Annotated in this window: 11 protein-coding genes and 1 pseudogene; 5 read left to right on the top strand and 7 right to left on the bottom strand. The window is 61.3% G+C overall.

The features are described 5' to 3' along the window. Nucleotides 1-23: 23 nt before the first annotated feature. Both AB4N92_RS27020 and gcvA read right to left on the bottom strand, forming a co-directional pair. A complete protein-coding gene (locus AB4N92_RS27020) occupies nucleotides 24-851 on the bottom strand; it encodes a DMT family transporter (protein ID WP_044287241.1) in 828 nt (275 codons plus the stop codon). A 75-nt stretch (nucleotides 852-926) separates the two neighbouring features. After that, nucleotides 927-1,859, bottom strand: a complete 933-nt coding sequence (gene gcvA / locus AB4N92_RS27015) for a transcriptional regulator GcvA (RefSeq protein ID WP_460128754.1) — start codon at nucleotides 1,857-1,859, stop codon at nucleotides 927-929. 637 nt (nucleotides 1,860-2,496) lie between these two features. On the opposite strand from gcvA, the gene AB4N92_RS27010 reads away from it, so the two are divergent. Both AB4N92_RS27010 and AB4N92_RS27005 read left to right on the top strand, forming a co-directional pair. Beyond that, complete coding sequence (locus AB4N92_RS27010) at nucleotides 2,497-3,105, top strand: LysE family translocator (protein ID WP_010210272.1); 609 nt, start codon at nucleotides 2,497-2,499, stop codon at nucleotides 3,103-3,105. A 314-nt stretch (nucleotides 3,106-3,419) separates the two neighbouring features. Continuing rightward, on the top strand, nucleotides 3,420-4,427 hold the full coding sequence (locus AB4N92_RS27005) for a GlxA family transcriptional regulator (protein WP_074900581.1): 1,008 nt from the start codon (nucleotides 3,420-3,422) through the stop codon (nucleotides 4,425-4,427). Nucleotides 4,428-4,447: 20 nt separating this feature from the next. Here the strand turns inward: AB4N92_RS27005 and AB4N92_RS27000 are convergent, their stop codons facing one another. The 5 genes and pseudogenes from AB4N92_RS27000 to AB4N92_RS26980 form a co-directional block, all read right to left on the bottom strand. Then, on the bottom strand, nucleotides 4,448-5,686 hold the full coding sequence (locus tag AB4N92_RS27000; RefSeq protein WP_236267329.1) for an NAD(P)/FAD-dependent oxidoreductase: 1,239 nt from the start codon (nucleotides 5,684-5,686) through the stop codon (nucleotides 4,448-4,450). Nucleotides 5,687-5,689: 3 nt separating this feature from the next. After that, nucleotides 5,690-7,261 (bottom strand): aldehyde dehydrogenase (NADP(+)), encoded by a 1,572-nt coding sequence (locus AB4N92_RS26995; protein ID WP_021493083.1) that lies wholly within the window; start codon nucleotides 7,259-7,261, stop codon nucleotides 5,690-5,692. A gap of 61 nt (nucleotides 7,262-7,322) precedes the next feature. Then, a complete protein-coding gene (locus tag AB4N92_RS26990) occupies nucleotides 7,323-8,270 on the bottom strand; it encodes a dihydrodipicolinate synthase family protein (protein WP_045792072.1) in 948 nt (315 codons plus the stop codon). 42 nt (nucleotides 8,271-8,312) lie between these two features. Then, nucleotides 8,313-9,239 (bottom strand): 4-hydroxyproline epimerase, encoded by a 927-nt coding sequence (locus tag AB4N92_RS26985; RefSeq protein WP_044287237.1) that lies wholly within the window; start codon nucleotides 9,237-9,239, stop codon nucleotides 8,313-8,315. A 14-nt stretch (nucleotides 9,240-9,253) separates the two neighbouring features. Next, a pseudogene (locus AB4N92_RS26980) lies at nucleotides 9,254-10,872 on the bottom strand (APC family permease). A gap of 187 nt (nucleotides 10,873-11,059) precedes the next feature. On the opposite strand from AB4N92_RS26980, the gene AB4N92_RS26975 reads away from it, so the two are divergent. The 3 genes from AB4N92_RS26975 to AB4N92_RS26965 all read left to right on the top strand — a co-directional run bounded on the left by AB4N92_RS26975 (nucleotide 11,060) and on the right by AB4N92_RS26965 (nucleotide 15,021). After that, the gene (locus AB4N92_RS26975; protein ID WP_010210281.1) at nucleotides 11,060-11,818 is read left to right on the top strand and encodes an AraC family transcriptional regulator; all 759 of its coding nucleotides are present in this window, start codon (nucleotides 11,060-11,062) and stop codon (nucleotides 11,816-11,818) included. A gap of 214 nt (nucleotides 11,819-12,032) precedes the next feature. Beyond that, complete coding sequence (gene treS, locus AB4N92_RS26970) at nucleotides 12,033-14,096, top strand: maltose alpha-D-glucosyltransferase (RefSeq protein WP_042572372.1); 2,064 nt, start codon at nucleotides 12,033-12,035, stop codon at nucleotides 14,094-14,096. A 148-nt stretch (nucleotides 14,097-14,244) separates the two neighbouring features. Beyond that, the gene (locus AB4N92_RS26965) at nucleotides 14,245-15,021 is read left to right on the top strand and encodes a GNAT family N-acetyltransferase (protein WP_021493085.1); all 777 of its coding nucleotides are present in this window, start codon (nucleotides 14,245-14,247) and stop codon (nucleotides 15,019-15,021) included. The last annotated feature ends 26 nt before the right edge of the window (nucleotides 15,022-15,047 follow it).

Raw genomic sequence — 15,047 nt, 5'->3', positions numbered from 1 at the left:
ACCTTTTTGTGAGGGAGGTGAATCTAGCCGATGAGCATCGTGCCGGCGGCAATTACCGCGCACGCCAGGACTTTGCGGACAGTCAGTGCCTCGCCCAGGAAGAAATAACCGATTAATGCCGCAAACAGTACGCTGGTCTCGCGCAAGGCGGAAACCGAGCCCATCGGCGATTCAGACATGGCGTAGATCACAATGCCGTAGGCCAGCAGTGAGACCAGCCCACCCATCAAGGCGGGGATGAGCCCCGGGCGCGGGGCAAACAGGCTGCGGGCACCGCGCAGGCCCATATAAACCAGTGGCATCAGTACGCCCCAGAGGGCGCACATCCACGCGGTATAGGCCATCGGTGCACCGGAGAGTCGTGCGCCTATGCCGTCGGTCACGCTGTAGGCTGCGATAAAAAACCCCGTGCCCAAGGCGTAAGGCAAGCTGGGGACCGCGAGCCTGCGCTGCCTGAAGGCCAGTGAAATAATGCCGCCCGACACCAGCGCAATGCCGAACAGGGCGCTGGTGCTGAGGGTTTCGCCAGCAAATGCCAAGGCGAACAATGTGATCAAAATGGGCGAGGAGCCACGTGCGATCGGGTAGGTTTGCCCGAGATCACCCACTTTGTAGCTGCGCACCAGGAACAGGTTATAACCGACGTGCAAGACACCCGAGAGTGCGGCGTAAGGCCAACTGGCGGCGGCGGGCGCTGGAAGGTACAGCGCAACGCCAATGCTGACGAGGGCAACCGACAGACACATCACGGTCATCGACCACAGCCTGTCGGCGCCGACACGCAACAGCGCGTTCCAGCTGGCGTGCAAGAGGGCGGCGAAGAGGACGAGTATTACGATAGGAAAGGGCATGCGTCATGTTAAGCAAGCTGGCGGTTGGACAACAGCGAAGTCCCTTCATCCTGGCATGAGTCATTGCTCATGCTGTCAACGATAGTGTTGTTGGGCCTGAGTCGACTCCGCCAGCAGCCAGTTGCGAAAGCTGACGATGTGAGGCTGGGTTTCGATCCCTTTGGGGCAGACAAAGAAATAGGCGACCGGTGAGGCAAACGGCACATTGAACAACCTCACGAGGCTGCCATCGTTGATTTCGGCCTCCACGTGGCCGCTACGCGCCAAGGCGATGCCCTGACCCAGCAAGGCGGCTTCTATGGTCATGTTGGTGTCAGCAAACCTGACGCTTTCCTTGAGTGCCGCAACGCCCACGCCGACGTGCTCGAACCAGGCTTCCCACTTGGGCACCAGGTCTGCGCCGTCACGCATCAGTAGCGGGTAACGCAACAATTCGGCGGGCTCGTGCGGGGCGCCAAAACGGTTAAGCAGGTCAGGGCTGGCCACCGGGAAAATTTGCTCCCTGAGCATGAACTCCGAATGCAAGGCCGGGTAATGACCGTTGCCCAGACGAATTGCCACGTCTGAATCCGCGCTGGAAAAGTTGATCGCTTTGTCACTGGTTTCCAGCGTGATCAGAATTTCCGGGTGCTGCTGCGACAGGCCTGGCAACCGGGGCAGCAACCATTTCAGAGCGAAAGAATAGGTGGTGCTGACCTTGAGCCGAACCCGGCCTTTTTGTTCTCTAAGGTCCGTCAATGTGGTTTCCAGGTTCACGAAAAACTCGCGCACGATGGGCGCCAGTGCGGCGCCGGCTGGGGTCAACCGCAAAGATTTGCCGCGCTGGAAGAGTTGTAACCCCCAGAGGTCCTCAAGGTGTTTGAGTTGATGGCTGACGGCGCTCTGGGTCACATGCAACTCTTCTGAGGCTGAAGTGAACGTCGCATGTCGGGTCGCGACTTCGAACGCGCGAAGCGTGGCAGTGGGGGGAGATCTCTCATTGGTGGGTCCCGGCGAGCCTTCTGGCAATCAGTTTTTCCATGAGTGGACGCTCATGCTAATTGAAAGGTGTGCTCTCATTAAAGCCGGACAGCCTGGCAGCGGCCGCAGAACTGACGGCACCTTGTACCGCCGGGCTTACAAACCCTACCATCAGGTTACACGATAGCCATGACGCACTTGAGTTGGCGCTGTCTTACCCAGCGAGAAGTCAATCTCGTCACGTAAGAGAGTGTGGTTATGAAGTTGAGTTATCTAACCAAAGCGGCGGTCGTGGTCGCGCTATTGTCGACCCTGTCAGGCTGCTGGATATTCATGCCACCGGGGGGTGGCGGCGGGCATGGTGGCGGACATGGTCAGGGCGGTGGCCCTGGCCCAGGAGGCGGTCCGCGCTAAGGAACCGAAGCCGGAGGCAAGCCATGCGCAATGGCTTGCCTCTTTTTTTTTGCCGTGAGAAATCCCAGGCAAAGAAAAGCCCGCGTGGGGAGCGCGGGCTAAAAGGATGTTTGTTAGGAGCTGGGTTCACCATAGGCCCCCGTCTGTGAAAGGTTTGTGAAAGCTTTGGCAAAAAAAAGTGTATGCCTCAATCGTGAGGTGGCTGTACGGGGCAGGGCAGGCCATAACCCTCTACTGTCGCTGGCATACCCCTGCGTTTGGATGCCGCGTTATGTTCATGTCTACCAGCCTGTTATCAGCCTTTGTGCTGTTTGCCTTCGTGTCCTCGATCACACCGGGGCCCAATAACACCATGTTACTTGCGTCGGGCGTGAACTTTGGGTTTCGCCGATCGATGCCCCATGCCCTGGGGATCAGCATTGGTTTCATGCTGCTGGTGATTTCGGTGGGCCTGGGGCTGGGCGAAGTGTTCAAGGTATTTCCGTGGGCCTACAGTGTGTTGCGCTACGTGGGCGCGGCCTATCTGTTGTACCTGGCGTGGAAGATTGCGACGGCGGGCGGCATGTCCGACAGTTCTGATGAGCAGGGCAAGCCGATGACGTTCCTCGGTGCAGCGGCGTTCCAGTGGGTGAACCCCAAGGCCTGGATCATGGCGCTGGGGGCAATCACGACCTATACGCCGGCCGAAGGTTATGTGACCAATGTGCTGGTGATCGCCCTGGTGTTCGCCGTCGTCAACCTACCCAGCGTCTGTGTGTGGGTCGGGTGCGGCAGCGGCTTGCGCAATGTGTTGCGTGAGCCGCGCTGGTTGCGGATGTTCAATGGGGCGATGGCGGGGTTGCTGGTGCTGTCGTTGTACCCGATGCTGTTTGCCGGCTGAATGTCAGACCGGCGAGATGGTCGCCAGCAGGCCGATGCCGATGGTCAACACCAAAAAGCCGAACAGGAAAAGTGCCATCTTGGTCATAAGGCCTCCAGAGGGAAGGGAGTTGGGATGGCGCTATTGTCCGCCCAGGTGGCGTTTCGATACAGATGCAGATAGTAAAGAAAAAACCGTATCAGATACCTCTGGCCCCGTTAAGCCGGGGGCTTTGATCGTTTGGGTTATTTTCAAGATCAGTGCCTGAGACAGCCAACGCATTTGCCCCTAAGATGGCGCCCATTGCATCAACAATAAGAGTGGGCCAACCCTCGATGGAAAGACGTCAATTCAGCGGTGGCATGAAAGGCAAGAACCTGCGCTACCTCAACGAAACCTCACAGCCCGCGTCGGTTGCCCGCGTTGGCTTCCTGTTGCTCGAACATTTTTCCCTGCCCGCATTCACCCAGACCCTCGACACCTTTGTCACCGCCAACCTGCTGCGTCCCGACCTGTTTGCCTCGCGTACCTTCGGCTGTGACGATGGCGAAGTCATCAGCGACCTTGGCCTGGTGATCCGCCCCGATGCGCGTATCGACGTGGCGGCCCTGCAAGACCTTGAGCTGCTGGTGATCTGCGGCGGCTTTCGCACGGAACTCAAGGCCAGCGAAGACTTCATCCATCTGCTGCGCGGCGCCGCCGAGCAGGGCATCAGCCTCGCCGGCCTGTGGAACGGTGCCTGGTTCCTCGGGCGTGCCGGGTTGTTGCAAGGCTACCGCTGCGCCATCCACCCGGAACATCGCCCGGCGCTGGCTGAAGTGTCCAAGGCGACCCACGTCACCAGCGAACCCTACGTGATTGACCGCGACCGCCTCACCGCCTCAAGCCCGTCCGGTGCCTTCCATATGGCGCTGGATTGGATCAAAGGTTTGCATGGCAAGGCATTGGTCGAAGGCATCGAAGACATCCTGGCCTTTGAAGAATCCCGCTACCGGCGCATCAAACCCACGGAAAACGTCAGCGTCAGCGCGCCCCTGCGTGAAGTGGTGAAACTGATGGACGCCAACCTGGAAGAACCCCTGGAACTGGATCAGCTCGCCGTCTACGCGGGCCGGTCCCGGCGCCAGTTGGAGCGGTTGTTCAAGGAACAACTGGGCACCACGCCGCAGCGCTACTACATGGAACTGCGCGTGACCGAAGCGCGGCGCCTGTTGCAGCACACCGAGCTGTCACAGGTTGAAGTGCTGGTGGCCTGTGGATTTGTCTCGCCGAGTCATTTCAGCAAGTGCTATAGCTCATACTTCGGCTATCGCCCCTCGAAGGAGAAACGGTTGGTCAAGTAGCCTGCTCGCTACAAGCGATGTCAGAACCGATCCAGGCGATAGGGCGCCACTGACGGTGCTTGGCCCGTCCTCGCCAACGCCCCAACCCACTCGGCCGTCACCGCCGCCTGGGTCAAACCCAAATGCTGATGCCCAAACGCAAGCAGCACCTTGCCGTCACACACCCGGTCAATCACCGGCAGTGAATCCGGCAGCGACGGCCGAAACCCCATCCATGGCGTTGCACCTTCTGCACTCAACTCCTCGCGAAACAACCCCTTGCTCAACCGGTGCAACTGCCAGGCGCGCGCCATATTCGCCGGGCGATCAAGGCCGGCGAATTCCACCGTGCCGGCCAGGCGCAGCCCGTGGGTCATGGGCGTCATGATGAATTTGCGCTCCAGGGAGGTGACGGCAAACGGCAGGCGATTGTGTTCATGGGGCAGCATCAGGTGGTAGCCGCGCTCGGTGTCCAGTGGGACTTTTTTGCCGGTCAGGGCGGCAGTCAGTCTGGCCGAGTGGGCGCCACAGGCGATCAGCACCTGGCGTGCGGTCAGCGGTCCCTGGTCGGTGCTGAGTGAGACGCCGTGCGCGTCGACGCGGCCATCCAGCACCTGGCGTTTAAGAAATTGCACACCACTGGCCTTGGCCGCGTGCACCAGTTCGCAGACCACGTGGTAGGGATCTAGAAAGTGCCCGGTACCTGGGAAAAACAGCCCGCCCTGGAGGTTGTCGCTCAACTGCGGTGCGGCTTGGCGAATGGCGTCGCCAGACCAGAAGTCCCCCGGCACCTGCTGCTGTTGCATGCGCTGCTGCAAGGCATTGAGGGTGTCCCGTGAATCCGCGCGCTCAAACACCAGCAGCGAGCCGTCCTCACGCAGCAACTGCGGATGCCCGATGCTGTGCAGCAGGCGCTGCCACGCCCCCAGGCTGCCTTCATTGAGCGTGCGAATTCCCGCCACGGTGCGCTGATAGCTCGCCGGGCGCAGGTTCAACAGCAGGCGCAAGAACCAGGGCAGGGCGTGCGGCAGGTATTTCCAATCCAGGCGCAGCGGGCCCATGGGGTCCAGCAGCATGCCGGGCAACCGCTTGAGGATCGACAGGTCGGCGATGGGGAACACCTGTTCGGTCGCCAGGTGCCCGGCGTTGCCATACGACGCGCCCATGCCGGGTTCCTGTTGGTCGACCACCCACACTTGCTGGCCTTGGCGCGCCAGTTGCAGGGCGCAGGCGACGCCGATGATACCGGCGCCGACCACTACGATATCGGGATCGGACATGGCCTACGCCTCCCTCTGGCCATCAAGCAGGCGCCGCAGCAGCAAAGGGTTACCGTGCTGGAGCGCGTCAGGCAGCAGTGCATCGGGGAAGTCCTGATAACACACCGGTCGCAAAAACCGCTGGATCGCCGCCGTGCCCACCGACGTGCTACGTGAGTCCGACGTGGCGGGGAAGGGGCCGCCATGAACCATGGCATCACAGACTTCCACACCCGTCGGCCAGCCGTTGACCAACAGGCGGCCGGCCTTGCGCTCAAGCACCGGCAGCAGGGCTTTGGCGCTTGGCAAATCGTCGTCGTCCAGATGCAGGGTGGCGGTGAGTTGACCTTCCAGGTGTTCGGAAACCTGATGCATCTCTTCGTTGCTGGCGCAAACGACTATCAATGAGGCTGCGCCGAACACTTCAGCCTGCAACTGTTCATTGGCTAAAAAATCCTTCGCCGGGGTCACGAAAAGGTGAGCCTGGCCCTGGTTGGGACCTTCTGCTGCCAACCCCTTCGCCGCCACCCTGGCGTGTTCAGTCAGTGCTGTCACGCCTGAATCGTAGGCCTTGAAAATATCGGGGGTCAGCATGGTCTGCGCTGCACAGGTGGGCAGCAGCTCACTGGCCGTGCTGATGAAGCGATCCAGCGCAGGCCCTTGTACGCCAATCACCAGGCCTGGGTTGGTGCAGAACTGCCCGGCACCCTGGGTCAACGACCCCACGAAGCCTTTCGCCAACCCTTCGCCGCGCGCCGCCAACGCGGCTGGAAACAGGTACACCGGGTTGATCGAGCTCATTTCTGCATACACCGGAATCGGTTCGGGCCGTGCCTGCGCCGCCTGTGTCAACGCCACGCCACCGCTGCGCGAGCCGGTAAAGCCAACCGCCTTGATCCGCGGATCGGTGACCAGTGCAATCCCCACTTCGCGGCCCGAACCGTAAAGCAACGAAAACACACCCTCGGGTAAACCACAGGCCTGGATGGCCTGCGCCACCGCCCGGCCCACCAGTTCACTGGTGCCCGGATGCGCGCCATGGGCCTTGACCACCACCGGGCAACCGGCGGCGAGTGCGGAGGCGGTATCGCCCCCCGCTACGGAAAAGGCCAGGGGGAAGTTGCTCGCACCAAACACGGCCACCGGGCCCAGTGCAATATGGCGCTGGCGCAGGTCTGGACGAGGCAGAGGCTGGCGCTGCGGCTGTGCAGGATCCACCCGCACATCCAGCCATTCCCCGGCGCGTACGGTGCGGGCGAAGGTGCGAAGTTGGCCGCAAGTGCGCCCGCGCTCGCCTTGGATACGCGCACGTGGCAGGCCGGTTTCGGCGACGGCGCGCTCGATCAGTTCATCACCCAGGGCTTCAATGTGCGCGGCGATGGCTTCAAGGAAGGCGGCCCGAGCTTCCAGCGAGGTTTCGCGGTACCCATCAAACGCCGCCCACGCCAAGGCGCAAGCCTGGGCGACATGTTCGCGGTCGCCGCCCGGATAGGCCGGTTCCATGGGGGTATCGGTTGCGGGGTTAACCGCCCGGATCGCCTCGCGATTGCCGGTAGTGGCGTGCTGACCGATCAGCATCTTGCCCGTCAGAGTCATGGGATCGTCCTGGTAGAAATGAGGGTGGCCGCTGCGAGAACCGCAGCGGCGCGCAAGGGAATCAGGCGACGTTCTGTTCCGCCGACCAGTTGGCGTACCACTGGCGGAACAGCGCGTACTGGTGTTCGGCGTAACGGCGTTGCGCCTCGCTGAGTACGTCGGTCTCGTTGAAGTGCAGGGCATAGCCCTGGTCGCCGTTCAGCACCATCAAATGCTTGTAATACAGCACCAGGTCGCAGCCTTCATCGAAGGACGACAGCACCGCCAGCGCAGCCTCCAGCTCACGGGCCTGGCGACGGGCCTTGGCATCGCCCTTGGCGGCCTTTTTGCTCAATGCCACCAGTTGCAGCACTTCCCGTGGCAAGGCGTTACCGATGCCGGTGATGGCGCCGGTGGCGTTGCAGTTGACGAAACCGTGTACCACCTGGGTGTCTACGCCGACCATCAAGGTCACATTATCGTCCTGGGAGGTGATGTGTTCGGCGGCGTAGCGCAGGTCGGCACCGCCGCCGAACTCCTTGAAACCGATCAGGTTCGGGTGTTCGCGGCGCAGTTCGAAGAACAGGTCGGCGCGGGTGGCGAAGCCGTAGTAGGGGCTGTTGTAGATCACTGCCGGCAGGTCTGGCGCGGCCTTGAGGATCGCCGAGAAGTGCGCCTTTTGTGCGGTAGCGGATGCACCACGGGACAGCACGCGCGGAATCACCATCAGGCCATGGGCGCCGACCTTGGCGGCGTGGGCGGCATGGGCCACGGCTTCGCGGCTGTTGACTGCACCGGTGCCGACGATGGTCGGTACACCCGCGGCCACCAGACGTGCCACGCCTTCCTGACGTTCGGCCTCGGTGAGCAACGGCCAGTCGCCCATGGAACCGCAGTACACCACGGCGCTCATGCCGATATCGATCAACTCGCGGCCCTTGGTGACCAGGGCGTCGAAGTCCGGCTTGCGCTCAGCGGTGCACGGGGTCATCAGGGCGGGGATGCAGCCGGTGAAGATGTTGTCGCTCATTGTTCTAGCTCCTTGGAACGTTCAGTACAAACAGGGGAGGGCTCAGATGCCCCAGGCAAAAGGGTCGCGCTCGTCGATCAGCAAGGTGCTGTCGGCGGTCATGTAGGCGTTGCCGGTGATGAAGGGGCGTACGCGCTCGCCGTCCCATTCATAGTGGCCGTCGAATTGGCTGCCGGTGATGCTGGCTTGGGTCCAGGTTTCGCCGGGCTTGAGTGTGCCATCGGCGGCCAGGCAGGCCAGTTTGGCGCTGGTACCGGTGCCACAAGGCGAGCGGTCGTAGGCCTTGCCGGGGCACATGACGAAGTTGCGGCTGTCGGCCCGGTCGTCATCGGCGAACAACTCGATGTGGTCGATCAGTGCGCCGTCTGCACCGTGAATGCCTTGAGCTTCCAGGGCCTTGAGCATCGCCCAGGTGTAGTCGGTGAGCGCATCCACGTTGTCCATCTGCAGGCGTTGACCATGGTCCGACACCAGGAAAAACCAGTTGCCGCCCCAGGCGATATCGCCGTAGACCACGCCGTGGCCGGGCACCTCCACCGGCACCTGTTGGTGCAAGCGATAGGCGGGCACATTGCGCAGGGTCACGGCGCCGTCTTCGTGCAGCGTTGCGGCAACCGGGCCGACGGGTGTGTCGATGGTGTGCACGCCGGGCTGGATGCGTCCCAAGTGGTGCAGCGACGCGACCAGGCCGATGGTGCCGTGGCCGCACATGCCGAGGTAACCGGCGTTGTTGAAGAAGATCACACCGCAGATCGCGCCCGGCGTGACGGGTTCGCAATACAGCGCGCCGACCAGTACGTCATTGCCACGCGGCTCAAGCAGGCAGGCGCGGCGCCATTGATCATGCTCGGTGCGCAGGCTGTGCAATTGATCGGCAATCGTGGCGCCGCTCAGCGCCGGGAAACCGCTCATGACCAGGCGCGTCGGTTCGCCGCCGGTGTGGGAGTCGATCACATGCAGTCGCTTCATAAAATGCTCCTGAATCAGTAGGTCGCGGGCGTCAGCGGGGCGTGAGGCTCGTCAACCGCTTCGCTTTCATCGGCTTCGTGTTCCAGCCGTACCAGGTGAGCCGGTACGCCCGTCGCGGCGCCCCAGTAGTAAATGCCCAGTGCGCAAGCCGCGACGACTATTGTGTCGAGCGGATGGCCGATCACGCCGATGCCGCCGAAACTGCCGAGCTTGGAGAGCAGGATGGTCACCGCGTAGAAGCCGATCAGCCAGGCAGACGAGCGCACTTGTTGCTTGATGTTGAGGTGTGCGGTTGGCACCCAGCGGGCACACAGCAGGTACACCACGAACATCAGGATCTGCAGGCCGAGCAGCCAGGAAACCGTGTTCCAGCCGGACCAGTACACAATCAGCGCGGCGATGATGAACGACAGCGGACCCAGCACCGCCATGCCCTTGACCCGGAACGGCCGCGCCATCTGTGGCGCATTGCGACGCAGTGCAGCGACGGTGACCGGCGCCACGGCGTAGCTGAGGATCAAGGCTGCGGACACCACGTTGATCAGCGCTTCCCAGGACGGAAACGGCAGGGTCCAGAACACTGACAAGGCGAAGGTGAGCCATAGCGCCGGGCGGGGAATGCCGGATTTCTCATCGATACGCGTGAAAATCTTGAAGAACGTCCCGGTCTGCGCCCAGCCATACACCACACGGGGGTCGCGTTCATGTAGATATTGCCGCAGCCGCTGGGGGAGATCACCGCGTCGGCCACCACCAGGTAGGCCAGCCAACCGACGCCCAACGCCAGGGCAATGTCCCGATAAGGCAGCGCCAGTTCCTTGCTGATCCCGGCCCAGCCGTTGGCGAGCATTTCCGTGGGCACGCCACCAAGGAAGGCGGTTTGCAACAACAGGTAGATCGCTGTCGACAGCAGCACGGAAAGGATCAAAGCAATCGGAATCGTGCGTTGTGGGTTCTTCACTTCACTGGCCACTGAGATGATCGGCGTCAGCCCCAAGTAGGCAAAAATCACCCCGCCGGCCGACACCGCCATCTCGATGCCCGACAGCCCAAACGGCGCGAAACCCTGGACCTGGAAGTTCGCCGGTTTGAAGAAGGTGAACAGCACACCAATCACCAGCAACGGCACGATGAATTTGAATACGCTTACCAGATTGTTGGCGATGGCGAAGGTCTTCACGCTGCGGTAGTTGAGCACGAAGAACAGGCACAGCAGGGCGAATTGCACCAGCCAGCCAAGGGTCGTCGGGTCGCTGGATCCGGCCTTGGTCAGTTCTGGAAACCACGCCGCGGCGTATTGGCGCGAGGCGACGACTTCGATGGCCACCAGGCTGGAAAACGCGATCAGGGTGATGAAGCCCATCAGATAGCCCAGCAGCGGGCCGTGTGAATAAACCGGGTAGCGCACAACGCCGCCGGCGCGCGGTAATGCCGCGCCCAACTCACAGTACACAATGCCCAGCAGCAGCACCGCGAACCCGCCGATGAGCCAGGAAATGATGCCCGCAGGACCCGCAATTGCAGACACGTGACTGGCTGCGAACAACCAGCCCGAACCAAAGATGGCACCCAACCCGATAAAGGTCAGGTCCATCAGGGAAAGCTGTTTCTTGAACTTGCCTTGAGCTGACATAGCGTCGCCTTCTTGTGAGTTATTGGATAGGCATGCAGTGGCCATACAGTGAACTTCCAGACGGCGGCGCGATTGATGTTTTTTGCCGGCATCGATGACGAAATCAGCACAGTTTTGCTTTCTCGACAGGGGGGCGAGCATCGGGCAATCTGCTACCCGTGAAGGCAACCAGTGGGGATCAACCGTCATGATGCAGAGCGCGTTTGCGACCCTTTGCCAAGGGAGCAGCCCCCAAGACATCGAACAGTTATTGGGCAGTGTCGCGCAGCTATTGCCGATGCTGGACGTGATCCCCAATGCCGCGATTTTCATCAAGGACACCCACGCCCGATACGTGCTCGCCAACCGCACCCTGGTGCAGCGCTGTGGCCTCAAGCAGTTGCAACCGCTGTTGGGCAAGACCAGTGCCGAAGTCTTTCCCGCGCAATTGGGGCCGGGCTACACCGAGCAGGACCGACGCGTGCTGGAGCAGGGTTTTGTGCTGGAAGATCAGCTGGAACTGCACCTGTACGGCACCCGCGAACCCGGCTGGTGCCTGACCCACAAGTGGCCGCTGTACAACCACACGGGCGCGATCATTGGCCTGGCCGGTATCTCGGTCGACCTGCAAACCGCCAGCGAAAGTCACCCGGCGTACCAGCGCCTGGCCGCCGTGGACGCGCACATCCGCGCGCACTTCAACCGTCGCGTGACCCTGGGTGAATTGACGCGGATCGCCGGCATTTCAGTGGCGCAGTTGGAGCGCTACTGCAAGCGCGTGTTCCACCTCACGCCTCGGCAGATGATCCAGAAAGTGCGGCTCGAGCACGCGCACCGGCTGTTGCACACCGACCTGCCGATCACGGAAGTCGCGTTGCAGTGCGGGTATACCGACCACAGCGCCTTTACCCGCCAGTTCAAGGCGTCGACGGGGTTTACGCCGAGGCAGTATCGGGATACCCGTTAAGTATCCGGTGGGCGCTTTGCTGTGGGAGCTGGCTTGCCTGCGATGCAGACGCCCAGAGGGATCAGGTAGATCCGGTAGACGCCTTCGCAGGCAAGCCAGCGCCCACATTTGATTGCGCCCAGTCTGTGAAGGGGGCTCATTCCAATGCAACGAATGGCCCACACCACCCTCATATGTTCACGAGCAATGCTTTACGACAACAGGTACCAGACTTATGACGGCGGCTGAAAACAACCATGTGAACTGGCTGGTGGAACAATCGATGCTGCACGCGGCACGCCAGCGCGCCAGGCTCTATTCGGGCCAGGGCCGGTTGTGGCAGCAGCCATACGCGCAGACTCGGCCCCGTGATGCCACGGCCCTGTCGTCAGTGTGGTTTACGGCGTACCCGGCGTCGATCGTGACCCGCGAGGGCGGCACGGTGTTGGAGGCGCTGGGGGACGAGGCGCTGTGGCATGCCTTGTCGAAGATCGGTATCCAGGGTATTCACAATGGCCCGCTGAAGAAGTCTGGTGGCCTGAAGGGCACGCAGCACACGCCGACCATCGATGGCAACTTCGACCGCATCAGCTTCGAGATCGACCCCGAGTTGGGCACCGAGGCCCAGTTGCAGGCGTTGACGCGCATGGCCGCGGCGCACAATGCGGTGATCATCGACGATGTGATTCCTTCGCACACCGGCAAGGGCGCAGACTTTCGACTGGCCGAGATGGCGTATGAGGACTATCCCGGCCTGTACCACATGGTGGAAATTCGCGAAGAAGACTGGGCGTTGCTGCCGGACGTCGTCGAAGGCCGTGATGCGCAGAACCTCAGCCCCGCCCAGGTCGACGCGTTGCGTGACAAACACTACATCGTCGGCCAGTTGCAGCGGGTGATCTTCTTTGAGCCCGGCGTCAAGGAAACCGACTGGAGCGCGACAGACGTGGTGCAGGGCGTGGATGGCAAGCCGCGCCGCTGGGTGTACCTGCATTATTTCAAGGAGGGCCAACCGTCGCTGAACTGGCTGGACCCGACCTTCGCCGCACAGCAGATGATCATCGGTGATGCGCTGCACGCCATCGACGTGATGGGCGCGAAGATCCTGCGCCTGGACGCCAATGGTTTCCTGGGGGTGGAACGCAAGCTTGACGGTACGGCCTGGTCCGAGAGCCATCCGCTGTCGATTACCGGCAACCAGTTACTCGGCGGCGCAATCCGCAAGGCCGGCGGCTTTAGCTTTCAGGAGCTGAACCTCACCGTGGATGACATTGCGTCCATGTCCCATGGCGGTGCCGACCTGTCCTATGACTTCATCACCCGACCGGCGTACCAGCATGCGCTGCTGATGGGCGATGCCGAGTTCCTGCGCCTGATGCTGCGTGAAATGCACCGCCAGGGCATCGACCCAGGCTCGCTGATACATGCGCTGCAGAACCACGATGAATTGACCCTGGAACTGGTGCACTTCTGGACGCTGCATGCCCATGACACCTTTCTGTACCAGGGCCAGACGTTTCCCGGCAACATCCTGCGCGAGCACATCCGCGAGCAGATGTACGAGCGCCTGGCCGGCGAGCATGCGCCGTACAACCTCAAGTTCGTGACCAATGGCGTGTCGTGCACTACGGCAAGCATCATCACGGCGGCGCTGGGCATTCGTGATCTGGAGGCGATCACAGCGGCGGATATCCAGCAGATCCGTCAGATCCATTTGCTGCTGGTGATGTACAACGCCATGCAGCCTGGGGTGTTTGCCTTGTCGGGGTGGGACTTGGTGGGCGCGCTGCCGCTGGCGGCTGAAGAGGTCGAACACCTGATGCAGGATGGCGACACCCGCTGGATTCACCGTGGTGCCTATGACCTGGTGGATCTGAACCCGGATGCGCAGCTTTCGGCGGGCCATATGCCGCGTTCGAATAGCCTGTATGGCAGCTTGAACACCCAGTTGCAGGACCCCGAATCCTTTGCCTCGCAACTGCAGAAAATCCTCGCGGTACGCCGTGCCTATGACATCGCCGCCAGCCGCCAGATCCTGGTGCCAGAGGTGGAAAACTCGGCGCTGCTGGTGATGGTCCACGAATTGCCGGCCGGCAAAGGCACACAAATCACTGCGTTGAATTTCGGTGCCACGGCGATCACCGAAACCCTGCACTTGCCGGATATTGCTGCCGGAATGGTGGTGGACATCATCAACGAGCGGGTGGAGGGCGACCTGACGGCGGAGGGGGCATTTACCATTACCCTGGATGCGTATGAAGGGTTGGCGCTGCGGGTGGTCAGCAGCTCGCCCCTCTAACGTTGACGCACCCTTTTGTGGTGAGCGTGCTCACCACAAAAGATCGCAAGTTGTTTCGGAGTTTCCTTACGTTGCCTGAATAAAGTCGCATGTTAGTGTCCTGTTCATTACGTGCCTCTTATTAGTATGGCGACTCAAAGGAACAGGAATGCGATCTCTGTCGGTATCCAGTGAAGAACAGTTAACTGCACAACTTCCGCGTGCAGCATTAGTGGTCAGTCTCGCCACTCGGCAAGAAGAAATACGTGAGGTGCAACGCCTGCGTTATCGAGTATTCACCGAAACGTTCCAGTTGTCTGAACTCGAAAATCCAGAGGCGTTGAATACCGATGAGTTTGATGACTACTGCGACCACTTGCTGGTCCGCGACGCCAGCACTTCAGCCGTGGTCGGCACCTACCGCTTGATGGGCCCGGCCGCTGCACAGCGCATGGGGCACTACTATTCGGAAAGGGAGTTCGATCTCAGTGGGTTGGCGTCGTTGCGCGCCAGGACAGTCGAAGCCGGGCATGCCTGTGTTCACCCCGAGTACCGCAGCGGCAGCGTGATCATGATGTTGTGGTCGGGCCTGGCGAAGTACATGGAACGCGAGGGTTGTGATCATTTGATGGGCTGCGCAAGCGTTAGCCTGTCCGACGGCGGCCACGATGCAGCAGCGTTGTATCGCGGCTTTACCGCGCAGAATCTGGCGCCCGCCGACTATCGCGTAACGCCCCACCTGCCTTTCCCCCTTGATACGTTCGAGCCCGGACATGTGCCGCGCGTCCCCCCGTTACTCAAAGGTTATTTACGCAGCGGGGGTTGGGTCTGTGGTGCGCCGGCCTGGGATAAGGAATTCAATGTGGCGGACTTCTTTATGTTATTGCCGCTGTCGAAGTTGGACAGTCGTTATGCGCGACATTACTTGAAGCCTAAACAATCATAAGGGTTGATCAATATGTTCCTGAGTGA

The organism is Pseudomonas sp. S3_A09 (genome assembly GCF_054668065.1).
This window is presented reverse-complemented; position numbering and strand designations above follow the sequence as displayed.

What these genes read in the sequence shown, in the direction of transcription:
- AB4N92_RS27010 (WP_010210272.1), top strand. Translation starts at nt 2,497, where the DNA reads ATGTTCATGTCTACCAGCCTGTTATCAGCCTTTGTGCTGTTTGCCTTC.
- AB4N92_RS26975 (WP_010210281.1), top strand. Translation starts at nt 11,060, where the DNA reads ATGATGCAGAGCGCGTTTGCGACCCTTTGCCAAGGGAGCAGCCCCCAA.
- AB4N92_RS26990 (WP_045792072.1), bottom strand. Translation starts at nt 8,270, where the DNA reads ATGAGCGACAACATCTTCACCGGCTGCATCCCCGCCCTGATGACCCCG.
- treS (WP_042572372.1), top strand. Translation starts at nt 12,033, where the DNA reads ATGACGGCGGCTGAAAACAACCATGTGAACTGGCTGGTGGAACAATCG.
- AB4N92_RS27020 (WP_044287241.1), bottom strand. Translation starts at nt 851, where the DNA reads ATGCCCTTTCCTATCGTAATACTCGTCCTCTTCGCCGCCCTCTTGCAC.
- AB4N92_RS26995 (WP_021493083.1), bottom strand. Translation starts at nt 7,261, where the DNA reads ATGACTCTGACGGGCAAGATGCTGATCGGTCAGCACGCCACTACCGGC.
- AB4N92_RS26965 (WP_021493085.1), top strand. Translation starts at nt 14,245, where the DNA reads ATGCGATCTCTGTCGGTATCCAGTGAAGAACAGTTAACTGCACAACTT.
- AB4N92_RS26985 (WP_044287237.1), bottom strand. Translation starts at nt 9,239, where the DNA reads ATGAAGCGACTGCATGTGATCGACTCCCACACCGGCGGCGAACCGACG.
- AB4N92_RS27000 (WP_236267329.1), bottom strand. Translation starts at nt 5,686, where the DNA reads ATGTCCGATCCCGATATCGTAGTGGTCGGCGCCGGTATCATCGGCGTC.
- AB4N92_RS27005 (WP_074900581.1), top strand. Translation starts at nt 3,420, where the DNA reads ATGGAAAGACGTCAATTCAGCGGTGGCATGAAAGGCAAGAACCTGCGC.